Raw genomic sequence first — 18,822 nt, forward strand, 5'->3', positions numbered from 1 at the left:
CGCGGGGTTCAGAGTTGATGCGCGAAGGTGCGAATGCCCTTGAGGAGCATCTCCACCGAGATCGCCACCAGGATCAGCCCCATCAGCCGCTCGAACGCCATCACCGTGCGCTCACCCACGAGGCGCTGGATGTGCGTGGCACTCAGCAGCACCACAGCGCACACGGCCATCGTCGCGCACAGCGAGCCGACCCACGTCCACATGCGCCCGGGCGCCTGCGACACCAACAGCATCACCGTGGCCATCGCCGACGGCCCGGCGATGGCCGGGATCGCCAGCGGCACGATGAAGGGTTCGCCGGTGGGCTGCGACTCGGCCGCACCTTCACGCGGGAAGATCATCCGCAGTGCGATGAGGAACAGCACGATGCCGCCTGCAATCTGCAGCGACATGTCGGTCAGGCTCATCATGCGCAGGAAGCTCTCGCCAAAGAACATAAAGACGAGCAGCAGCACGAACGCGATACCGACCTCGCGCAGCACGACGCGGTTGCGGCGCTCGGGGGCCACCGGCCGCAGCGCCGAGATGAAGATGGGAATGTTGCCGAGCGGATCGGTGATCAGCACCAGCAGCACGGTCGCCGAGACAAAGGTGTATTCCATCGCCTGATGTCGATCAGGCGCCGCGACGGTATGGGCGTTCACGCAGCCATTTGGTGGCGATCCACTTCTCGCCGCGCTCGACCGGCAGGCCGGCGTGCAGCGTGTCTTCATCCAGCGTGCCGTCGGGGCGCTTGTAGACGAAGAAGACGGCGTTGCCCTTGACCGGCGCCACTTCCAGCCCGAGCTTCGGAAAGCCCGTCGCGCCGCCCGCCTGCACGCTGTTCAGGTAGATGACCATGGTGGCCACGCGCTGGCCGCCCACTTCAAGCTGGCGCGCCTCGCCGCTGCGGCCCGGGTTGAAGAAATCGAAGTGCGGCTGGTATTCGCCGCCGGGCTGGTAGTTCAGCACCTGGAAGCCTTCGCCGTGTTCGACCGGCACGCCCACGGCCTGTGCGATGCGCGCTTCGATCTTGGCGATCAACGGATGCTCGCCGACTTGGAACATCCCGCCCTGGCTTGTGCGGGCCGAGATCAGGTTTTCCTCGCCCGTATCGGGGTTCACGACGGGCGAGCGCTTGAGGCGGTTGCGCCCGATCGCGATCAGCTCGTCACACTCTGCGTCCGACAAGAAGTGCTGGAACAGCACGATGCGCGGCGTCTCGAGTGCAAACAGGATCGGAATGTCGCCGTCGGCGGTATGCACGGCATTGCTGTTTTCAACCGCCTGGTCGGCAGCAGGCGTCGGCGCGGGCGCCACGACGGGGGCGGGCGCGCGAGCGGTCAGCGCCTCATCGACGACACGGCGCGCGAAGGCGCGGTCGTAGCCGGATTGCACCATCGACGCCACCAGGGATTCGGCCTCGAAACCTTCGGTCACATGACGCTGCAGCCAGTCGCGCAGCGCGTCAGACATCGTTGCGTACGGTTGGGGGGTGGACATGCGGGATGGAGATGCAGGCGAACGAGAGATGGCCCTATTGTAGGCCCACCGTTCGCCGACAGAAGATCAGGAACCGCCTGCCGGACCGCCAGCAATACGTAGTGGCGAGAAAGGATTGCGCGCCGGCACTTCAGGCAATGCCTTGGCACGCGCAGCGGGGACAACGGGCTCGGCCGGCGCAGACACCGTCATCGCGCTCGACTCCTGATACTGCCAGCGCTTCCACGCAGCGAGCACGGCATTCGGATATTGCGGCTGGCCCCGGCTGCCGTTGTAGCGGCCCAGCGCCAAATACAGATTGCCGCCTTCCATGTCGAGGTAGTGACGCAAGATCGTGCAGCCGTAGCGCAGGTTGCTCTGCAGATGGAAAAGCTTGCGCGAGTCGTTGTCGCCGATGCTGCGCGTCCAGAACGGCATCACCTGCATCAGGCCCATCGCACCGGCACTGCTGATGGCGTATTTGCGAAAGCCGCTTTCCACCTGGATGAGGCCGAGTACCAGCGCTGGGTCCAGGCCAGCGCGCTTGGCTTCGTAATACGCCGTCTCGATCAGTTCGACGCGCACCGAGGCCTGCGGAATCTTGCCGGACATGCGCACCGACATCTCGGCCAGCCAGCGCAGGTAGCCGAGTTGCTCGTCGTTGCTGGCAAATACCGGGCGCAGCGGGCGGCTATCGGCCACGGCAGCAGACAGCGCGCTGCGCACGGCGTCCGCCAGGTATTCCTCTTTCTGGGCGCCTGCCCACGCTGCCTGCGTGCCCGCGAGCAACGTCCCTGCGCACAGCGCAGCAACGATCGGGCGGAGGGGCAGGCAGCAGCGCATGGTGGCTCAGTGTGGTGACGTTATTGCGCGAGGCGCGCCTTGAGCGTGGCCAGCACGTCGGTCGGCGCCACGGCGGTGGCGGCTTCGTCGCGTCGGCCCTGGAATTCCAGCTTGCCTTCCTTCAGGCCGCGGTCACCCACCACCACGCGGAACGGCACGCCGATCAGCTCCCAGTCGGCGAACATCGCGCCGGGGCGCTCGCCGCGGTCGTCCAGCATCACATCGATGCCGGCAGCGACGAGTTCGGCGTGCAGGCGATCGGCTTCCTCGCGCACGGCGTCGGAGCGGTCGTAGCCCACGGGGCAGATCACCACCTGGAACGGCGCGATCGAGGCCGGCCAGATGATCCCGCGCGCATCGTAGTTCTGCTCGATGGCCGCACCCAGGATGCGCGTGATGCCGATGCCGTAGCAGCCCATCACCATCGGCTGCGTCTTGCCGTTTTCATCGAGGAACGTGGCGTTCATCGCCTCGGAGTAACGCGTGCCCAGCATGAAGACGTGACCGACTTCGATGCCGCGGCAGATGGCCAGCGTGCCCTTGCCATCCGGCGACGGATCGCCTGCCACCACGTTACGCAGGTCGTAGACCTCCGGCTCGGGCAAGTCGCGGCCCCAGTTCACGCCGGTGAAGTGGTAATCCTCTTCGTTCGCGCCAACCACGAAATCGCTCATGGCGGCCGCCGTGCGATCAGCCACCACCTTCACGGGCAGCTTGGTGCCGATCGGGCCGAGATAACCGGGCCGCGTGCCGAACACGCGCAGGATTTCGCCTTCGGTGGCAAAGCGGAAATCGGCCAGGCCGGGCACCTTCGATGCCTTGACCTCGTTGAGTTCATGATCGCCGCGCAGCAGCAGCAGCCAAATCTGGGGTTCGCCGCCCTCGACGTCAGTGGCCAGCACGATGGATTTGATCGTGCGCTGCAGCGGAATCCCCAGTTGCTCGGCAACAGCCTCGCACTTTGAGCGACCAGGCGTATGCGTCTTGGTGAGCGCCTCCACGGCGGCACCACGCGGTTCGGCCGGAGCCACGGCTTCCGCAGCCTCGATGTTGGCGGCGTAGTCCGAATCCGGGCAATAGATGATGGCGTCTTCGCCCGTGTCGGCAATCACGTGAAATTCGTGCGAACCCGAGCCACCGATGGCGCCGTTATCAGCGGCCACGGCGCGGAATTCCAGGCCGAAGCGCTGGAAGATGCGCGTATAGGCGTCGTACATCTTCTGATACGACACCTTCAGGCCTTCGGCGTCCCGGTCGAAGGAGTACGCGTCCTTCATGGTGAATTCGCGGCCGCGCATGATGCCGAAGCGCGGGCGGCGCTCGTCACGGAACTTGGTCTGGATCTGGTAGAAATTGACCGGCAACTGCTTGTACGAGCGGATTTCGGTACGGGCGATGTCGGTCACCACCTCTTCCGACGTCGGCTGCATGACGAAATCGCGCTCGTGGCGATCCTTGAAGCGCAGCAGTTCGTCGCCCATCTTGTCCCAGCGGCCGGTCTCTTGCCACAGCTCGCCCGGCTGCACCACCGGCATCAGCACTTCCACCGCGCCGGCGGCGTTCATTTCCTCACGCACGATCTGCTCGACCTTGCGGATCACGCGCAGCCCCACGGGCATGTACGTATAGAGGCCCGCGCCAAGCTTCTTGATCATGCCGGCACGCATCATCAACTTGTGCGAGACGATCTCCGCGTCGGCGGGCGCTTCCTTGAGCGTGGAAATGAAGAATTGGGACGCTTTCATGCGACTGACAATAAGGGATGACGCAGCCAACCAAAGCCGCGAAAACAAGGGCAAAAGCCACCGGAATCAGGAGATGAGACGAGGCGCCTAGCGCACATTCGCGCAATCGACGCCCCTCCCCCAGGAGGCGCGAGTGAGCGGCAACATTTCGGCTTCTGTGACAGCCGAGCGACGGGCCGCTCTATAATCGGCGTAATTCTAAAGTATTCGAGGTGCAGTCATGCTCGATCGTGAAGGCTTCCGCCCGAACGTCGGCATCATCCTCATCAACGCAAGAAACGAGGTGTTCTGGGGCAAGCGCATTGGCGAGCACTCCTGGCAGTTTCCACAAGGCGGCATCAAGTACGGCGAGACGCCCGAACAAGCGATGTTCCGCGAACTGCACGAAGAAGTCGGCCTGTTGCCAGAACACGTCCGGATCGTCGGTCGCACGCGCGACTGGCTGCGGTATGAGGTGCCGGACAAGTTCATCCGCCGCGAAATACGCGGCCACTATCGGGGCCAGAAACAGATCTGGTTCCTGCTGCGCATGGTCGGTCGCGACTGCGACATCCAACTGCGCGCCACCGAGCATCCGGAATTCGATGCGTGGCGGTGGAGCCAGTACTGGGTGCCGCTCGAGGCCGTCATCGAGTTCAAGCGCGAGGTGTATCAGCTGGCGCTGTCGGAGCTTTCGCGCTTCGTGCAGCGGCAGGCGCGCGCACCGCTCTCGCCCTACGGGCGCGGCGGGCAGCACCGTGAGCGCGACGGACGTGATGCGCGCGATCACCGTGAACGTTCCGGCGGCCAGAGCGGCCGGAACGAGCCGTACACCCAGCCGGCCCTGACCGTCACCACCACGACGGTCATCGTTGAAACGGTGAGCGTATCCGCGCCGACCGCCCCCTCCCCCAACCCTGACGACACGGCTCCCAAGGACAATTCGTGAATCTGATGACGACGACACGTGGAGCGCACCGCGCTCTCGTGCCGCTCGCGCTGGCGGCTGCGCTGGCGTTGACGGCATGTGGCCATAACCGCACCGGCGACCTCGAAGACAAGCTGTTGATGGACCCGTTCAACGACAAGCCTTTCAAGGAAGACGCCGTGACCTTCCCGGCCCCGCCGGTCGATCGTGATGCCGTGCCGTTCGATGTGGGCGGCCGCACTGATTCGCCGCTGCGTTTTGCCATCGATCCGAAATCGGTGTCGATCGGCAAGGACAACGTGGTGCGCTACACCGTGCTGATCACCAGCAAGACCGGCGCGCGCAACGTGAACTACGAAGGCCTGCGCTGCGACACGGCCGAGCGACGCATCTATGCGACGCTGCGCAATGACACCAACCAATGGATCAGCAACCGCGCGGTGGACATGAACGAAACCGCGAATACCGAGTCCGCCAGCATGAATGCCTACAAGCCCGCCACGGATTGGCAGCGCGTTGGCAATGGCGGTCCGACGGACTATGCATCGGCGCTGTTGCGCTCGTACTTCTGCGACGTGCGCTCGGTAGCTGGAGATGGAAAGGCCTCTACGCTGGTGCAACGGTTGGGACAGGGCGGCCGGTATTTCGGGCCCTGAGCGGCAAACGTCGGCGTACTGCATCATCTGCCTCAAACACAAAGGCCAACCCCGCAAGGTTGGCCTTTTGTTTTGACACGCCGCCGAGCGACTGAATCAGAGCAGCACCAGGTTGTCCCGGTGCACCAGCTCCGCGGCGCTTACGTAGCCAAGTACCGACTCGATCTCGGAGGATGCCCTGCGCGCGATCAGCCGGGCCTCGGCCGACGAATAGTTCGTCAGCCCCCGCGCCACTTCACGGCCTGCCGTATCCACGCAAGAAATCACCTCGCCGCGCGCAAATTCGCCCTGCACTTCGGTCACGCCGATCGGCAGCAACGACTTTCCGCCGGCCGTGAGTTTCTCTACCGCACCGGCATCCAGCACCACTCGACCGCGCAGTTGCAGGTGATCGATCATCCATTGCTTGCGTGCCGCCATCCGCCCCGTCGGCGCGCGAAGTTGCGTGCCGATGGCCTCGCCATTCGCCAGGCGCGCAAGCACGTCGGGCTCGCGCCCCGAAGCGATGATGGTGTGCGCACCCGACTTGGCCGCACGCTTGGCCGCCAGAATCTTCGTCAGCATGCCGCCCTTGCCGATGCTCGAACCGGCGCCGCCGGCCATCTGCTCAAGATCTGGCGTGCCGGCTTGCGCCTCGTCGACAAAGCGGGCGTCCGGGTCCTTGCGCGGGTCAGCGGTATACAGGCCGCGCTGGTCTGTCAGGATGATCAGCGCGTCGCCTTCGATCAGGTTGGTGACGAGCGCGCCCAGCGTGTCGTTGTCGCCAAACTTGATCTCGTCGGTGACGACCGTGTCGTTCTCGTTGATGATCGGCACGACACCGAGGCCCAGCAGCGTGAGCAGCGTGGAACGTGCGTTGAGGTAGCGCTCGCGATCGGCCAAATCGCCATGCGTGAGCAGCACCTGCGCCGTGCGAATGCTGTGCCGCGCGAACTCGGATTCGTACACCTGCGCCAGCCCCATCTGCCCCACGGCCGCGGCGGCCTGCAACTCATGAATCTCCTTCGGACGCTTGGCCCAGCCCAACCGCTGCATGCCCTCGGCGATGGCACCGGAGCTGACCAGCACGACTTCCTTGCCGGCCGCCCGTAACGCCGCGATCTGCGCGGCCCAGCGGGCAATGGCGGCCTGGTCTAGGCCACGGCCATCGTTGGTAACCAGGCTGGAACCGACCTTAACGACAAGGCGGCGCGCATCGGCAATCAGCGAATGCAGGGCCATGGTGGACGTGTCTCCGAAGGGTGTTTGGTGTGTTCAGGCTTGACCGTCGTGGTCGACGTTGTGCAGGCTCGGGTCCAGACGCTGGTCGGGCGCGGCCGCTGCGGCGTCCTCTTCGGCGCGCAGCTCGTCGAGGTATTCCTGGATCGCGTGGACAAGCGCCTGCGTGCCGTCGTGCGTCAACGCAGAAATGCGGTGCACCGGGCCCTTCCACTTGAAGCGCTTCACGAAGTCCTTCACGCGCGCTTCGCGTTCGTCCTCGGGCACCATGTCGAGCTTGTTCAGCACGAGCCAGCGCGGCTTGTCGAAGAGTTCAGCGTCGTATTTCTTCAGTTCGCCGACAATCGCCTTGGCTTCGGCCACCGGGTCCACGCTCTCGTCGAACGGGGCAAGATCCACCACGTGCAGCAGCACGCGTGTGCGTTGCAGGTGGCGCAAGAACTGATGCCCCAGACCGGCGCCTTCCGCTGCGCCCTCGATCAGGCCGGGAATGTCGGCCACCACGAACGATTTCGACGGGCCCGTCCGGACCACGCCCAGATTCGGGTGCAGCGTCGTGAAGGGGTAGTCGGCAATCTTCGGACGCGCATTGGAAATGGCGGTGATCAGCGTCGACTTGCCGGCATTCGGCATGCCGAGCAGGCCCACGTCGGCCAGCACCTTCAACTCGAGGCGCAGGTTGCGGCGCTCACCGGCCTTGCCGTCGGTCTTCTGACGCGGCGCGCGGTTGGTGCTCGACTTGAAGTGGATGTTGCCCCAGCCGCCCTCGCCGCCCTGCGCCAGGCACAGGCGCTGGCCGTCGACGGTCAGGTCGGCGATCAGCTCTTCCGTGTCGGCGTCATAAATGGCGGTGCCCACGGGCATGCGAAGCGTAATGTCGTCGCCAGCGGCGCCGTAGCAGTCGGCACCTCGGCCGTTTTCGCCGTTGCGCGCGAGATGCTTCTTGGCAAAGCGGTAGTCAATCAGGGTGTTGATGTTGCGGTCAGCCACGGCCCACACGCTACCGCCGCGCCCACCGTCGCCGCCATCCGGTCCGCCAAACGGGACGAATTTCTCGCGGCGCATCGAGGCGCTGCCGTTGCCGCCGTCACCAGCGATCACTTCAATCCGGGCTTCGTCGATGAACTTCATGGAGGGTCTCCGCCCGTGCGGCGTGCGCACGGCAGGTAAAAAGAAATCGGCGCCGCTCGCGCCATTGCTAACAGAACGCGCCTGGAAACAAGCGCCAAGAAGCAGCGTACCGCCCAGGATCAGGGTCGCGTTTTGTTAGCAGCCAGAAACGAAAAAGCCCCGCACGGGTGCGGGGCCTTTTGACTACAAGGCTGGATCAGGCCGCCGGAACAACGTCGACGAACTGCTTCTTGCCTTCGCCGCGGTTGGCGAACTTCACGTGGCCATCGACCAGCGCGAAGAGGGTGTGGTCCTTGCCCATGCCCACGTTCACGCCAGCGTGCGTGCGGGTGCCGCGTTGGCGAACGATGATGCCGCCAGCGTTGATGGCTTGACCACCGTACACCTTCACGCCCAGGCGCTTCGACTCGGAATCGCGGCCGTTCCGTGTGGAACCGCCGCCTTTTTTCTGTGCCATGACTGAACTCCTATCCGGTTACGTAGACGACGCAGCCTTAGGCCACGATCGAGTCGATACGCAACTCGGTGTAATTTTGACGATGCCCTTGGCGCTTTTGATAGTGCTTACGACGGCGCATCTTGAAGATGTGCACTTTGTCGTGACGACCGTGGGAGATGACGGTGGCTTTGACGGCAGCCCCGCTCACCAGCGGCGCACCAACCTTGAGTTGGTCGCCGGCGCCCACTGCGAGCACCTGGTCAAGCGTGATTTCTGCGCCAACGTCCGCCGGTATCTGTTCTACTTTCAGTTTTTCGCCAGCAGCAACCTTGTATTGCTTACCGCCGGTTTTTACGACCGCGTACATTGTCGGACCTCGATAAAAGAACTAAAACGTGACTCTTGTGCCACTTGCCGCCCGCATACGCAGACGACGGACATAGAGAACTCGCAACTATACAAGAAAAACCCAAGCAAATCAAAGACTAATCGCCTGACCGGGTGCTGCGCCCGCGCAACGGCCCGCCACGTCAAGCCTGGGGCGCCGCGCCATCGGGCAAACCGCCTGGTTGCTCTATAATCTCGCGGTTTTTTGCGCAGCATCGCTCCCCGCGCAAGTCGACCATCAGCCACACGCTTTCTGTCGGAATTCGCCTTGACTCAGACCTCCGCCTCCGTCCTGCTCGCTCCTGTCGCTGAAGACATGCGCGCCGTCGATGCCGTGATCCGCCGCCGCCTAGGCTCGGAGGTGGTGCTGATCAATCAGATTGGCGAATACATCATCAGCGCCGGCGGCAAGCGGCTGCGCCCGGTGATCCTGCTGCTGGTGGCAAATGCGCTCGGCTACAAGGGCGAGCATCAGCACGAGCTGGCTGCCGTGGTCGAGTTCATCCACACGGCCACGCTGCTGCACGACGATGTGGTTGACGAATCCGACTTGCGCCGCGGCCGAAAAACCGCCAACGCCGTGTTCGGCAACGCGGCCAGCGTGCTGGTGGGCGATTTCCTGTACTCGCGCGCCTTCCAGATGATGGTGCAGGCCGACAGCATGCGCATCATGCAGATCCTCGCCGACGCAACCAACATCATTTCCGAAGGCGAGGTTCTGCAACTGCTGAACATGCACGACCCGGACGTGACGGAAGAGCGCTACCTGCAGGTCATCCGCTACAAGACCGCCAAGCTGTTCGAGGCAGCCGCCCAGATCGGCGCGGTGCTCTCAGGCGCCGACGCCGCCACCGAAGAGGCCGCTGCTGAATACGGCCGCCGCATCGGCACCGCGTTCCAGATCGTCGATGATCTGCTCGACTACACGTCCACCGCCGACCAGATGGGCAAGAACGCTGGCGACGACCTGCGCGAAGGCAAGCCGACCCTGCCGCTCATCCATCTGCTATCGAACGGCACGGAAGAACAGCGTGCACTGGTGCGCCGAGCCATCGAGCAAGGCGGCACCGAACATTTCGATGCGATCTTCGCAGCCATTCAAGCGTCCGGCGCACTGGAGTACACGCGCCAGGCCGCAGAACGCGAAGCCGCTGCAGCCGAAGCGGCAGCAAACGCATTACCCCCTTCCCTTTTCCGCCAGACGCTGATAGACTTGTGTGCTTTCTCGCTGCAACGTCAGTCCTGACACGCACGAGATCTGCGAAGAAGCATCGGGGTGTAGCTTAGCCTGGTAGAGCGCTACGTTCGGGACGTAGAGGCCGGAGGTTCGAATCCTCTCACCCCGACCAGAAATTCCCTTGTCGATCAAGGACATCAAGCCCAGCAATTGCTGGGCTTTTTTGTTTCTTAACGACCCCCTGCTGGGGGATCTACGCTAGCGGCATGCGCAACGGCCGCGCGCATCGGCACGCCAAACCCCTCTGTTATAGTGGGCGCTTCGCCGTCCTTCCCCTCCCGCTTTGGACTCTTGGCCGCTCTGGGCACAAATTGGCGCCGTCGTGCTGCTGTTGTGCTGCTCCGCCTTCTTCTCGATTTCCGAAACCGCGATGATGGCGCTCAACCGCCATCGCCTGCGGCATCTTGCCAAGTCCAACGTATCGGGCGCGCGCAATACGCAGCAATTGCTCGGTCAAACCGACAAACTGCTCTCGCTCATCCTGATCGGCAACAACCTGATCAACACCGCTGTGCCGGTGCTGATTACGACGCTGGCGATCCATTACTTCGGCAACAACGGAACGACGCTGTCGATCGCCACGGCCATCGTCGCGTTTCTCATCATCGTGTTCGCCGAGATCGCCCCCAAGATCGTGGGCGCGACCTACCCAGAACGCGTTGCTTTCCCGGCCAGCTTCATCATCAAGCCGCTGATGCAGATTTCGACGCCGCTGGTCGCGGTGGTCAACGCGTTTGCCATGGGTGTGCTGCGATTGGTGCGGATCAACACACGCAAGGCGCCTGAGCAGCGCATGTCGACCGAGGAACTGCGCACGCTTGTGCTGGAATCAGGCAACTTCATTCCGCACAAGCACCGCAGCATCCTGCTCAACCTGTTCGATCTGGACGCCATCACCGTAGACGACGTGATGACGCCGCGGGCGCGGGTGGAATCGCTGGATCTGTCGCGCCCGATTGAAGAGGTCATCCAGCAGCTCGAGACCTGCTACCACAACAAGCTCCCGGTGTTCGAGCAAGACAGCGATCAGGTGATCGGCATCCTGCATGTGCGCAAGGTCCTGTCACTGCTGGGGCACACCGAACTTACGCACGACGATTTCCGCGGCCTGCTCGCCGAGCCGTATTTCGTGCCGAGCGGCACACCCGTTTTCCGCCAGTTGCAGTACTTCCAGGAGAACCGTCGCCGCATCGGCCTGATCGTCAATGAATACGGCGACATGCTGGGGCTGGTGACGCTGGAGGACATCATCGAAGAGATGATCGGCGAGTTCACCACCACACTTCCGAACGCCGGCAAGCTCGCCTGGGACAAGGAAGGCACTTATCTTGCGGATGCGGGAATGTCGTTGCGCGACCTGAACCGGCGCCTGGGCCTGAGCCTGCCAACCGACGGCCCGAAGACGCTCAACGGGTTGCTACTGGAAGTGCTGGAAGAGATTCCCGAGGCGACTGTCAGCGTGAAGATTGCGGGCTGCGTGATGGACATCGTCCAGATGGACAGCCAGTCCATCCGCACGGTGCGGCTGCACCAGCCGCCGCAGCCCAAGCGCAGCTGACGCCACACTCGAGAGCAAACGCTTCAGTTAGAACCGTTTTCTGCCGATGTGGCACAAATGCAAGCTGCGCTTTGATGCGCGCTTTACAAATGCAGGGGCGGTCGGCAAACTGCCCCGGTTCCGGGCACCACCCCCCACGAATGGGTGGGGTACCGGCGGCAGAACATAAAACAATCGCCTTGGGGGGCGAGCGCACGCTGGAGGCGGTGGGGCCCGGCGCGCGCTGAAATGGTCAGCTTCAGCCTGACGGACTGGACTCATGACACTCGGACTCGCTCTAGCGCAGAGCAGGCGGATCGCGCCCACGCTACTCACCCAGCTCGAACAGAGCGCGCGTGAAAAACGCACGCAGCTGATCGACGAGCTGGTGGGCAGCGGGATCATGAGTGCGCACGACCTCGCCGTGTTTGTCGCCGGCAAGTACCAGATGCCGCTGCTGGACCTCGCCCAGTACAAGCTCGATACCGTACCGGCCGTGCTGTCGGCCAATAAGCACTTCGCACAGTTGCGCTTGTTGCCGCTGGGCCGTCGCGAAAACCGTCTCATCCTCGCCACGTCCGACCCAAGCGATCCAAAGCCAATCGAAGAGCTGCGTCAGAAGATGAACGTGGCTATCGAAACGGTCATCGTCGAGCACGACAAGCTGGTACGCCAGCTGAGCCTCTCCAATGAGGCGCCGGCCGAAATCAAGTCGCTCTTCCCCAAGCAGGAAGCCACGCAGATCGAGTACGACCCGGGCGCTGCTGCCGCCTCGCGTCGCACCACCACCGATGGCATCGACGATGCCCCCGTGGTGCGCTTCCTGCAGAAGCTCTTTACCGAGGCCCTGTTGCGCGGCGCGTCGGACTTGCATTTCGAGCCTTTTGAAACGTTTTACCGCGTGCGTTTCCGCATCGACGGCATCCTGGCGCAGGTCGCACAGCCGCCGCTGGATATCCGCGACAAGATCGCGACCCGCATCAAGGTGCTCTCGCGCCTCGACATCTCGGAAAAGCGCGTGCCGCAAGACGGCCGCATGAAGCTGCTCATCACCGTCCCGAAAGACCGCAAGGACAAGGACAACAAAGAGACGATCGAGCGCGCCATCGACTTCCGGGTGTCGACGCTGCCGACGCTGTTCGGCGAGAAGATCGTGATCCGGATTCTGGAGTCGTCCACCGAGCGGCTCGATATTGATCAACTCGGCTACGAGCCGGAGCAAAAGCAGTTGCTGCTCGACGTGATCAAGCGGCCGTACGGCATGGTGCTCGTGACGGGGCCCACCGGCTCGGGCAAAACGGTGTCGCTGTACACGTTCCTGAACAGGCTGAACCAGGGCGACATCAACATTTCCACGGCCGAAGACCCGGCGGAAATCCAGTTGCCCGGCATCAACCAGGTCAACGTGAACGACAAGGCGGGGCTGACCTTTGCGGCGGCGCTGAAGTCGTTCCTGCGGCAGGATCCGGACATCATCATGGTGGGCGAAATCCGGGATCTGGAAACGGCCGACATCTCGATCAAGGCTGCGCAGACCGGTCACCTGGTGTTTTCCACGCTGCACACCAACGATGCCCCGACCACGCTGACCCGCCTGATGAACATGGGGGTGGCGCCGTTCAACATCGCGTCATCGGTGCTCCTGATCACGGCGCAGCGCCTGGCGCGCCGGCTGTGCAAGGAATGCAAGAAGCCGGGGCCGCTGCCCAAGGAAACGCTGCTCGACGCGGGCTTTACCGAAGCGGACGTCGACGGCTCCTGGCAGCCGTATCACCCGGTCGGTTGCGAAACCTGCAACGGCAGCGGCTACAAGGGCCGGGTCGGTATCTACCAAGTCATGCCGATCACCGAAGCGATCCAGGAGATCATCCTGACGCATGGCACTGCGCTGCAGATCGCCGAGCAGGCGCGTAAAGAGGGCGTACTGTCGCTGCGCGAGTCGGGCTTGCGAAAAGTGAAGCAGGGGCTGACTTCCCTAGAGGAAGTGCTGGCCACAACAAACCAATAACCTTCTCGATCAATCGTTCCCATACCGGGGGGTAGGAACCAACCATGGCTACACGAGCACCTGCCGCAAGATCGGCCCCAAAAAGCGCGGCCGCCGCGCCAGCGCGAAAGACCGCCAAGACAAAGGCGCCCACGCAGTACATCTTCGAGTGGGAAGGCAAAGATCGCAAAGGCAAGATCTTCAAGGGCGAGATGCGCGCCGAGAGCATCACCGAGGTGAATGCCGTCCTGCGCAAGCAAGGCCTGTCGATCACCAAGTCCAAGCGCCGCCGTGCGGCCCGCGGCAAGAAGATCACGCCGAAGGACATCGCCTACTTCACGCGCCAGCTCTCAACCATGTTGAAGGCCGGCGTCCCGCTGCTGCAGTCGGTCGACATCATCGCGAAGGGCCACGCCAATCCGAATTTCACGCAACTGCTGACGGAAATCCGTTTCGATATCGAATCGGGCAGCAGCATGGCGCAGGCCTTCCGACGCCATCCGCAGTACTTCGACACGCTGTACTGCAACCTGATCGACGCGGGCGAACAAGGCGGTATTCTGGATGCGCTGCTCGAGCGGCTTTCGCTGTACATGGAGAAGTCGATTGCGCTGAAGGCGCAGATCAAGTCGGCGATGATCTATCCGATCTCGGTGCTGACGGTTGCCTTCTTGGTGACGGTGGTGCTGATGATTTTCGTGGTGCCGGCGTTCAAGGGCGTGTTCTCGAGCTTCGGAGCCACGCTGCCGGCCCCGACGCTGGTGGTGATGGGCATCTCCGACTTCTTCGTGCAATGGTGGTACATCATTGTTTTTGCCCCGATCATCGGCATCGTGCTGTTCACGCGGGCATTCAAGCGCTCGGAGAATGTGCAGCGCTCCACGCACCGCTGGATTCTGCGCACGCCGATCTTCGGCAGCATCATCCGCAAGGCCACCATCGCCCGCTGGACGCGCACCCTGGCCACCATGTTTGCAGCCGGCACGCCGCTCGTGGAATCGATGGAGTCGGTGGCTGGCGCAGCCGGCAACTGGATTTATCACGACGCCACAATCGAGATCCAACAAGCCGTGCGCATCGGTACCAGCCTCACCAACGCCATGCAGGCCACACACGTATTCGACAATATGGTGCTACAGATGACGCAGATTGGTGAAGAATCCGGTGCTCTCGACAGCATGCTGCTCAAGGTGGCCGAGTTTTACGAGCGCGAGGTGGACGATGCGGTGGCAAACATCTCGGCGCTGATCGAGCCCCTCATCATCGTGATCCTCGGCGTGCTGATCGGCGGCATGGTCGTGGCGATGTATCTGCCGATCTTCAAGCTGGGTCAGGTGGTCTGATGCCGGAGTTGTTTGTCATTCCCACGCTGGCGCAACTGCCAGCGTGGTTTGTCATTGCGGCCGGCGGGCTGGTCGGCTTGCTGGTCGGCAGCTTCCTCAACGTGGTGATCCACCGCCTGCCGCGCATGATCGAGCGAGAGGAAGCCAACTACATCGCCGAGCTGCGCGAAGAGCCGCTCCCTCATCCCGACGCGTACAACCTGATCGTGCCGCGCTCGGCGTGTCCGTCGTGCGGTCATCAGATCAAGGCGATCGAGAATATTCCCGTGTTGAGTTGGCTGGCGCTACGCGGCCGCTGCAGTGCCTGCAAGACACCTATCTCGTGGCGCTATCCCGCTGTGGAACTGGTGACCGGCCTGCTGACGGCGGCCTGCCTGTGGCACTTCGGCCCGACCTGGGTGGCGGTCGCGTCGGCGGTGCTGCTGTGGTTCCTGATCGCCGGCACGATGATCGACGCCGACACGCAACTGTTGCCCGACGCCATCACCCAGCCGCTGCTCTGGCTTGGGCTGGGCGTGAATCTGTTTGGCATGTTCACGCACCTGCACGACGCCGTGATTGGTGCGATGGCCGGCTACCTGTTCCTGTGGTCGATCTACTGGGCCTACAAGCTTCTGCGCGGCCGTGAAGGCATGGGCTACGGCGACTTCAAGCTGATGGCTGCACTCGGCGCGTGGTTCGGCTGGCAGGCGCTGCCTCTGCTGGTGCTGCTCTCGTCGGTCGTGGGACTGGTGTTTGGGCTCGTGCGGATTGCGCGGGGTGCGACCAGCGAATCGCCGTTCTCGTTCGGGCCATTCATTGCCGGGGCTGGCGTGATCGCCCTGCTGGCCGGCCCGCAATTGCTCATGATGGCGGGCTTCGGTCCCCTGCTTGCGCCATAGGGGCATTGCCAGCATGCGTGTGATCGGCCTGACCGGCGGCATCGGCAGCGGCAAGAGCTACGTGGCAGACCGCCTGGCGGAGCGCGGTGCCGCCATTGTCGACACCGATGCCATTGCCCACGAGATCACCGCGCCGGGCGGCGCCGCCATTCCCAAGCTGGTCGAGACCTTCGGCGCCGGCATCCTGCGCGCAGACGGTGCCATGGACCGCGATGCCATGCGCGCCCTCGCCTTCTCGGACGCCACCGCCAAATCGCGACTGGAGCAGATCACGCACCCGCTCATCCGCGAGATTGCGCTGGCGCGCGGGGCCGCCGCCCAGGCATCGGCCGCGCATCCGTACCTTGTCTACGTCGTCCCCCTGTTGGTGGAATCCCTCGCCGGGCATCAAAGTTGGCGCACGCTGGTCGACCGCATTCTGGTGGTCGACTGCCCGGTTGAGTCGCAGATTGCCCGCGTGATGGCCCGCAACGGGTTGCCGCGCGCGCAGGTGGAAGCCATCATCGCGCGCCAGGCTTCACGCGAGGCCCGCCTTGCCGCCGCCGACGACGTGATCGACAACAGCGGCACGCTGGCCGACCTGCTGCCGCAGATCGATCGTCTGGACCTAACCTACCGGTCGAATTGAAACGATCTGAAAGCGGCCGTCACAACCCTTTGCATTGTGATGAACGAGGGTCTCGCATAGAATGCGGGCAGATCGAGGCCAAATGGGCTTCGGGGCCGCATATGCCAGCGGGCCAGCACACCGGGCACCCAAGTTTTGATCCTGTACGAATATCCCTTCAACGAACGCATTCGGACGCTGCTGCGCCTCGAAGACCTGTTCGAGCGGCTGGATTTCTTTCTCGTGCAGGAACATCCGCTGCAGCACCATGTAGCGCTGACCACCCTGTTCGAGGTGGTGGACGTAGCCGGGCGAGCCGACCTCAAATCCGATCTGCTGAAAGAACTTGATCGCCAACGCCAGACGCTCACCGCGCTGCGCGCCAACCCGCAGATCGATCAGGACGCGCTCGACGCCGTCATCAGCGAGTTGGAAACCGCCTCGAGCAATCTCACTGCCACGCATGGCAAGGCCGGCCAACTCATCGCCGACAACGAGTGGCTGACGAGCATCCGCAGCCGCGCCATCATCCCCGGCGGTACGTGCGAGTTTGATCTGCCGGCGTATTTTGCTTGGCAGCATCACCCCGCCGAGCGCCGCCGCGCCGACATCATCAAATGGGCCCAACCGCTGGTGCCGCTGCGCGACGCCACGATGATCGTGCTGCGCCTGCTGCGCGAATCAGGCCAGAGTGGCAAGGTGATTGCTAACGCTGGGAGCTATCAGCAGATGCTGTCGGGCCGCGTGTACCAGCTGATGCAGGTGCGCCTGGATGAGTCGGCGCTGGGGTTCATTCCCGAGATCAGCGCCAACAAGTACATGCTCTGGGTGCGATTCACCCAGCAGGATGGCGACCTGCGACCCAAGCCGGTCGATGCGGATATCCCGTTCCAGCTGAAGCTCTGTAATTTCTGAGCCGCACCATGAATGTGAAGACCGTCAAATGCCCCAGCTGCGGCAAGCCCGTGCCTTGGGTGCCGGAGAGCCGCTACCGTCCCTTCTGCTCCGAGCGCTGCAAGCAGATCGACCTGGGGGCCTGGGCCGCCGAGCAGTACACCATCCCCGTGGTCGAAGAAGACGACCTGCCCGACGCACCTGGCGGGGATACGACCGGCAAGCTCAACTAGCCGTCGCTTCCTCGCGCATCCATTCGAAGACGGGCAACGTTGCCGGCAGCACCGGATCGACGCTGATCGGCAGCGTCTGCCAGGCGAAATCCTGGCCTTCCAGCGCGCGCAATGTCCCATCCCAAGCCGTTACCTTGCAGAAGTGCAGGCGCACGTACGCGTGCGGGTAGTCGTGCTCGATGGTGTGCCAGGGCACGCAGGCGCGTAGCGTTACGTCCAGCTCTTCCTTCAGCTCACGCGTGAGCGCGGCTTCCACCGATTCGCCCGCTTCCAGCTTGCCGCCAGGAAATTCCCAGTAGCCCGCGTAAGGCTTGCCTTCTGGACGCTGGGCCAGCAAGAACTGGCCGTCCGGCTGCACCAGCACGCCAACGGCCACTTCGGTGATCTTGCGGCCGTCGGGCGTGTGCGTGGGTGGCACTTGCGTCAGATTGTCAATCGACATGCTGCCGCCCATGCTTGCCGCCCCAGTCGCGGGCAAATTGCCATGCCACACGGCCCGAACGCGAGCCACGCTCGAGCGCCCAGACCAGCGCGTCGCCACGTGCAGCGGCGATGTCCTCGTCGCTGCAGCCGAAATGCCGGAGCCAGTGGCCGACAATGGTCAGGTATTCGTCCTGCTTGGGCGGGTAGAACGACAGCCACAGCCCGAAGCGCTCCGACAGCGAAATCTTCTCTTCCACCACTTCGCCCGGATGGATTTCGCCGTCAGACGTGTGCTGATAGGTCTCGTTGTCCTTCATGTATTCCGGCAGCAGATGGCGCCGGTTGGACGTCGCGTAGATCAGCACGTTGTCTGATTGCGTTGCCACCGAGCCGTCCAGCGCAGACTTCAGCGCCTTGTAGCCCGATTCGCCTTCTTCAAACGAAAGGTCATCGCAGAAGATCGCGAAGCGCTCCGGGCGCGCCGAGAGCTGCTCGACGATATCGCCCAGATCGGCCAGATCATCCTTGTCGACTTCGACCAGGCGCAGGCCGTCCTTCACGAATTCGTTCAGGCACGCCTTGATGAGCGACGACTTGCCGGTACCACGTGCGCCCGTGAGCAGCACGTTATTGGCCGGCAGCTTGCTGACGAACTGGCGCGTGTTAGCGACGATGGCGTCTTTCTGGCGTTCGATGTTGTGCAGATCGCTCAGGTGGATCGGCGGCAGTTGGCGGATCGGCGCGAGATAGCCGATATTGCCGAACAGGCTCTGACGTTTTCGCCAGCGGAAGGCAACGGCCTCGTTCCAATCCGCCTCGGTCAGTTCGGGCGGCAGCCATTGCTCAAGCCGCCCAAGAATGCGGTCGAGCCGTGCGGAAAGGTCGGACGACAT

At 63.4% G+C, this 18,822-nt stretch carries 20 protein-coding genes and 1 tRNA gene; 11 read left to right on the top strand and 10 right to left on the bottom strand.

The genetic code is table 11. The features are described from left to right. Positions 1 to 8: 8 nt before the first annotated feature. The 4 genes from ACU8YE_RS22505 to ACU8YE_RS22520 all read right to left on the bottom strand — a co-directional run bounded on the left by ACU8YE_RS22505 (position 9) and on the right by ACU8YE_RS22520 (position 4,049). The gene (locus ACU8YE_RS22505) at positions 9 to 602 is read right to left on the bottom strand and encodes a MarC family protein (protein WP_232043050.1); all 594 of its coding nucleotides are present in this window, start codon (positions 600 to 602) and stop codon (positions 9 to 11) included. A gap of 13 nt (positions 603 to 615) precedes the next feature. Beyond that, positions 616 to 1,482: a 2OG-Fe(II) oxygenase gene (locus tag ACU8YE_RS22510; RefSeq protein ID WP_232041061.1), complete on the bottom strand. Its 867-nt coding sequence runs from the start codon at positions 1,480 to 1,482 to the stop codon at positions 616 to 618. A gap of 66 nt (positions 1,483 to 1,548) precedes the next feature. Beyond that, positions 1,549 to 2,304, bottom strand: a complete 756-nt coding sequence (locus tag ACU8YE_RS22515) for a lytic transglycosylase domain-containing protein (RefSeq protein WP_446929646.1) — start codon at positions 2,302 to 2,304, stop codon at positions 1,549 to 1,551. A 20-nt stretch (positions 2,305 to 2,324) separates the two neighbouring features. Then, the gene (locus tag ACU8YE_RS22520; RefSeq protein WP_446929647.1) at positions 2,325 to 4,049 is read right to left on the bottom strand and encodes a proline--tRNA ligase; all 1,725 of its coding nucleotides are present in this window, start codon (positions 4,047 to 4,049) and stop codon (positions 2,325 to 2,327) included. A 220-nt stretch (positions 4,050 to 4,269) separates the two neighbouring features. On the opposite strand from ACU8YE_RS22520, the gene ACU8YE_RS22525 reads away from it, so the two are divergent. Together ACU8YE_RS22525 and ACU8YE_RS22530 are read left to right on the top strand one after the other, a co-directional pair. Further along, positions 4,270 to 4,977, top strand: coding sequence for an RNA pyrophosphohydrolase (locus ACU8YE_RS22525; RefSeq protein WP_433865361.1), 708 nt, complete (start codon positions 4,270 to 4,272; stop codon positions 4,975 to 4,977). 5 nt (positions 4,978 to 4,982) lie between these two features. Continuing rightward, positions 4,983 to 5,612 (top strand): CNP1-like family protein, encoded by a 630-nt coding sequence (locus ACU8YE_RS22530; RefSeq protein WP_322017529.1) that lies wholly within the window; start codon positions 4,983 to 4,985, stop codon positions 5,610 to 5,612. A 96-nt stretch (positions 5,613 to 5,708) separates the two neighbouring features. Here ACU8YE_RS22530 and proB read toward each other — a convergent pair whose 3' ends face one another. The 4 genes from proB to rplU all read right to left on the bottom strand — a co-directional run bounded on the left by proB (position 5,709) and on the right by rplU (position 8,767). After that, positions 5,709 to 6,833 (bottom strand): glutamate 5-kinase, encoded by a 1,125-nt coding sequence (gene proB, locus ACU8YE_RS22535; protein WP_343620954.1) that lies wholly within the window; start codon positions 6,831 to 6,833, stop codon positions 5,709 to 5,711. A gap of 33 nt (positions 6,834 to 6,866) precedes the next feature. Continuing rightward, a complete protein-coding gene (obgE, locus tag ACU8YE_RS22540) occupies positions 6,867 to 7,961 on the bottom strand; it encodes a GTPase ObgE (RefSeq protein ID WP_232041067.1) in 1,095 nt (364 codons plus the stop codon). Positions 7,962 to 8,157: 196 nt separating this feature from the next. Continuing rightward, on the bottom strand, positions 8,158 to 8,418 hold the full coding sequence (gene rpmA, locus ACU8YE_RS22545) for a 50S ribosomal protein L27 (RefSeq protein ID WP_004633021.1): 261 nt from the start codon (positions 8,416 to 8,418) through the stop codon (positions 8,158 to 8,160). 37 nt (positions 8,419 to 8,455) lie between these two features. Beyond that, a complete protein-coding gene (gene rplU / locus ACU8YE_RS22550; RefSeq protein WP_004633023.1) occupies positions 8,456 to 8,767 on the bottom strand; it encodes a 50S ribosomal protein L21 in 312 nt (103 codons plus the stop codon). 336 nt (positions 8,768 to 9,103) lie between these two features. Between rplU and ispB the strand changes: the two genes are divergently transcribed. The 9 genes from ispB to ACU8YE_RS22595 all read left to right on the top strand — a co-directional run bounded on the left by ispB (position 9,104) and on the right by ACU8YE_RS22595 (position 17,506). Further along, positions 9,104 to 10,033 (top strand): octaprenyl diphosphate synthase, encoded by a 930-nt coding sequence (gene ispB, locus ACU8YE_RS22555; RefSeq protein WP_446929655.1) that lies wholly within the window; start codon positions 9,104 to 9,106, stop codon positions 10,031 to 10,033. 26 nt (positions 10,034 to 10,059) lie between these two features. Beyond that, positions 10,060 to 10,136, top strand: a tRNA-Pro gene (locus ACU8YE_RS22560). A 171-nt stretch (positions 10,137 to 10,307) separates the two neighbouring features. Further along, the gene (locus ACU8YE_RS22565) at positions 10,308 to 11,582 is read left to right on the top strand and encodes an HlyC/CorC family transporter (protein WP_414561105.1); all 1,275 of its coding nucleotides are present in this window, start codon (positions 10,308 to 10,310) and stop codon (positions 11,580 to 11,582) included. A gap of 259 nt (positions 11,583 to 11,841) precedes the next feature. Beyond that, entirely contained in the window at positions 11,842 to 13,569 is a 1,728-nt protein-coding gene (gene pilB, locus ACU8YE_RS22570) for a type IV-A pilus assembly ATPase PilB (protein WP_322017520.1), read from the top strand. A gap of 44 nt (positions 13,570 to 13,613) precedes the next feature. Then, positions 13,614 to 14,891, top strand: coding sequence for a type II secretion system F family protein (locus ACU8YE_RS22575; RefSeq protein WP_316871836.1), 1,278 nt, complete (start codon positions 13,614 to 13,616; stop codon positions 14,889 to 14,891). Further along, complete coding sequence (locus ACU8YE_RS22580; protein WP_316871837.1) at positions 14,891 to 15,772, top strand: prepilin peptidase; 882 nt, start codon at positions 14,891 to 14,893, stop codon at positions 15,770 to 15,772. Before ACU8YE_RS22575 ends, ACU8YE_RS22580 begins: the two co-directional genes overlap by 1 nt. Before the next feature lie 13 nt (positions 15,773 to 15,785). Then, on the top strand, positions 15,786 to 16,400 hold the full coding sequence (coaE, locus tag ACU8YE_RS22585) for a dephospho-CoA kinase (protein WP_446929648.1): 615 nt from the start codon (positions 15,786 to 15,788) through the stop codon (positions 16,398 to 16,400). 135 nt (positions 16,401 to 16,535) lie between these two features. After that, positions 16,536 to 17,294 carry a cell division protein ZapD gene (zapD, locus tag ACU8YE_RS22590; protein ID WP_232041072.1) on the top strand — a complete coding sequence of 253 codons (759 nt, stop codon included), beginning with the start codon at positions 16,536 to 16,538 and terminating at the stop codon, positions 17,292 to 17,294. Between the two features lie 8 nt (positions 17,295 to 17,302). Beyond that, the gene (locus ACU8YE_RS22595; RefSeq protein ID WP_232041073.1) at positions 17,303 to 17,506 is read left to right on the top strand and encodes a DNA gyrase inhibitor YacG; all 204 of its coding nucleotides are present in this window, start codon (positions 17,303 to 17,305) and stop codon (positions 17,504 to 17,506) included. Here ACU8YE_RS22595 and ACU8YE_RS22600 read toward each other — a convergent pair. Both ACU8YE_RS22600 and ACU8YE_RS22605 read right to left on the bottom strand, forming a co-directional pair. Next, positions 17,499 to 17,948, bottom strand: coding sequence for an NUDIX domain-containing protein (locus ACU8YE_RS22600; RefSeq protein WP_446929649.1), 450 nt, complete (start codon positions 17,946 to 17,948; stop codon positions 17,499 to 17,501). The genes ACU8YE_RS22595 and ACU8YE_RS22600 overlap by 8 nt on opposite strands. Beyond that, positions 17,938 to 18,822, bottom strand: a complete 885-nt coding sequence (locus ACU8YE_RS22605) for an ATP-binding protein (protein WP_446929650.1) — start codon at positions 18,820 to 18,822, stop codon at positions 17,938 to 17,940. The genes ACU8YE_RS22600 and ACU8YE_RS22605 overlap by 11 nt, the downstream gene beginning before the upstream one ends.

It is taken from the genome of Ralstonia sp. VS2407 (assembly GCF_052950655.1).

Bases quoted from the DNA above. Each gene is read 5' to 3' on its own strand.
- ACU8YE_RS22505 (WP_232043050.1), bottom strand. From the start codon at position 602: ATGGAATACACCTTTGTCTCGGCGACCGTGCTGCTGGTGCTGATCACC.
- ACU8YE_RS22510 (WP_232041061.1), bottom strand. From the start codon at position 1,482: ATGTCCACCCCCCAACCGTACGCAACGATGTCTGACGCGCTGCGCGAC.
- ACU8YE_RS22515 (WP_446929646.1), bottom strand. From the start codon at position 2,304: ATGCGCTGCTGCCTGCCCCTCCGCCCGATCGTTGCTGCGCTGTGCGCA.
- ACU8YE_RS22520 (WP_446929647.1), bottom strand. From the start codon at position 4,049: ATGAAAGCGTCCCAATTCTTCATTTCCACGCTCAAGGAAGCGCCCGCC.
- ACU8YE_RS22525 (WP_433865361.1), top strand. From the start codon at position 4,270: ATGCTCGATCGTGAAGGCTTCCGCCCGAACGTCGGCATCATCCTCATC.
- ACU8YE_RS22530 (WP_322017529.1), top strand. From the start codon at position 4,983: ATGACGACGACACGTGGAGCGCACCGCGCTCTCGTGCCGCTCGCGCTG.
- proB (WP_343620954.1), bottom strand. From the start codon at position 6,833: ATGGCCCTGCATTCGCTGATTGCCGATGCGCGCCGCCTTGTCGTTAAG.
- obgE (WP_232041067.1), bottom strand. From the start codon at position 7,961: ATGAAGTTCATCGACGAAGCCCGGATTGAAGTGATCGCTGGTGACGGC.
- rpmA (WP_004633021.1), bottom strand. From the start codon at position 8,418: ATGGCACAGAAAAAAGGCGGCGGTTCCACACGGAACGGCCGCGATTCC.
- rplU (WP_004633023.1), bottom strand. From the start codon at position 8,767: ATGTACGCGGTCGTAAAAACCGGCGGTAAGCAATACAAGGTTGCTGCT.
- ispB (WP_446929655.1), top strand. From the start codon at position 9,104: ATGCGCGCCGTCGATGCCGTGATCCGCCGCCGCCTAGGCTCGGAGGTG.
- pilB (WP_322017520.1), top strand. From the start codon at position 11,842: ATGACACTCGGACTCGCTCTAGCGCAGAGCAGGCGGATCGCGCCCACG.
- ACU8YE_RS22575 (WP_316871836.1), top strand. From the start codon at position 13,614: ATGGCTACACGAGCACCTGCCGCAAGATCGGCCCCAAAAAGCGCGGCC.
- ACU8YE_RS22580 (WP_316871837.1), top strand. From the start codon at position 14,891: ATGCCGGAGTTGTTTGTCATTCCCACGCTGGCGCAACTGCCAGCGTGG.
- coaE (WP_446929648.1), top strand. From the start codon at position 15,786: ATGCGTGTGATCGGCCTGACCGGCGGCATCGGCAGCGGCAAGAGCTAC.
- ACU8YE_RS22595 (WP_232041073.1), top strand. From the start codon at position 17,303: ATGAATGTGAAGACCGTCAAATGCCCCAGCTGCGGCAAGCCCGTGCCT.
- ACU8YE_RS22600 (WP_446929649.1), bottom strand. From the start codon at position 17,948: ATGTCGATTGACAATCTGACGCAAGTGCCACCCACGCACACGCCCGAC.
- ACU8YE_RS22605 (WP_446929650.1), bottom strand. From the start codon at position 18,822: ATGTCGTCCGACCTTTCCGCACGGCTCGACCGCATTCTTGGGCGGCTT.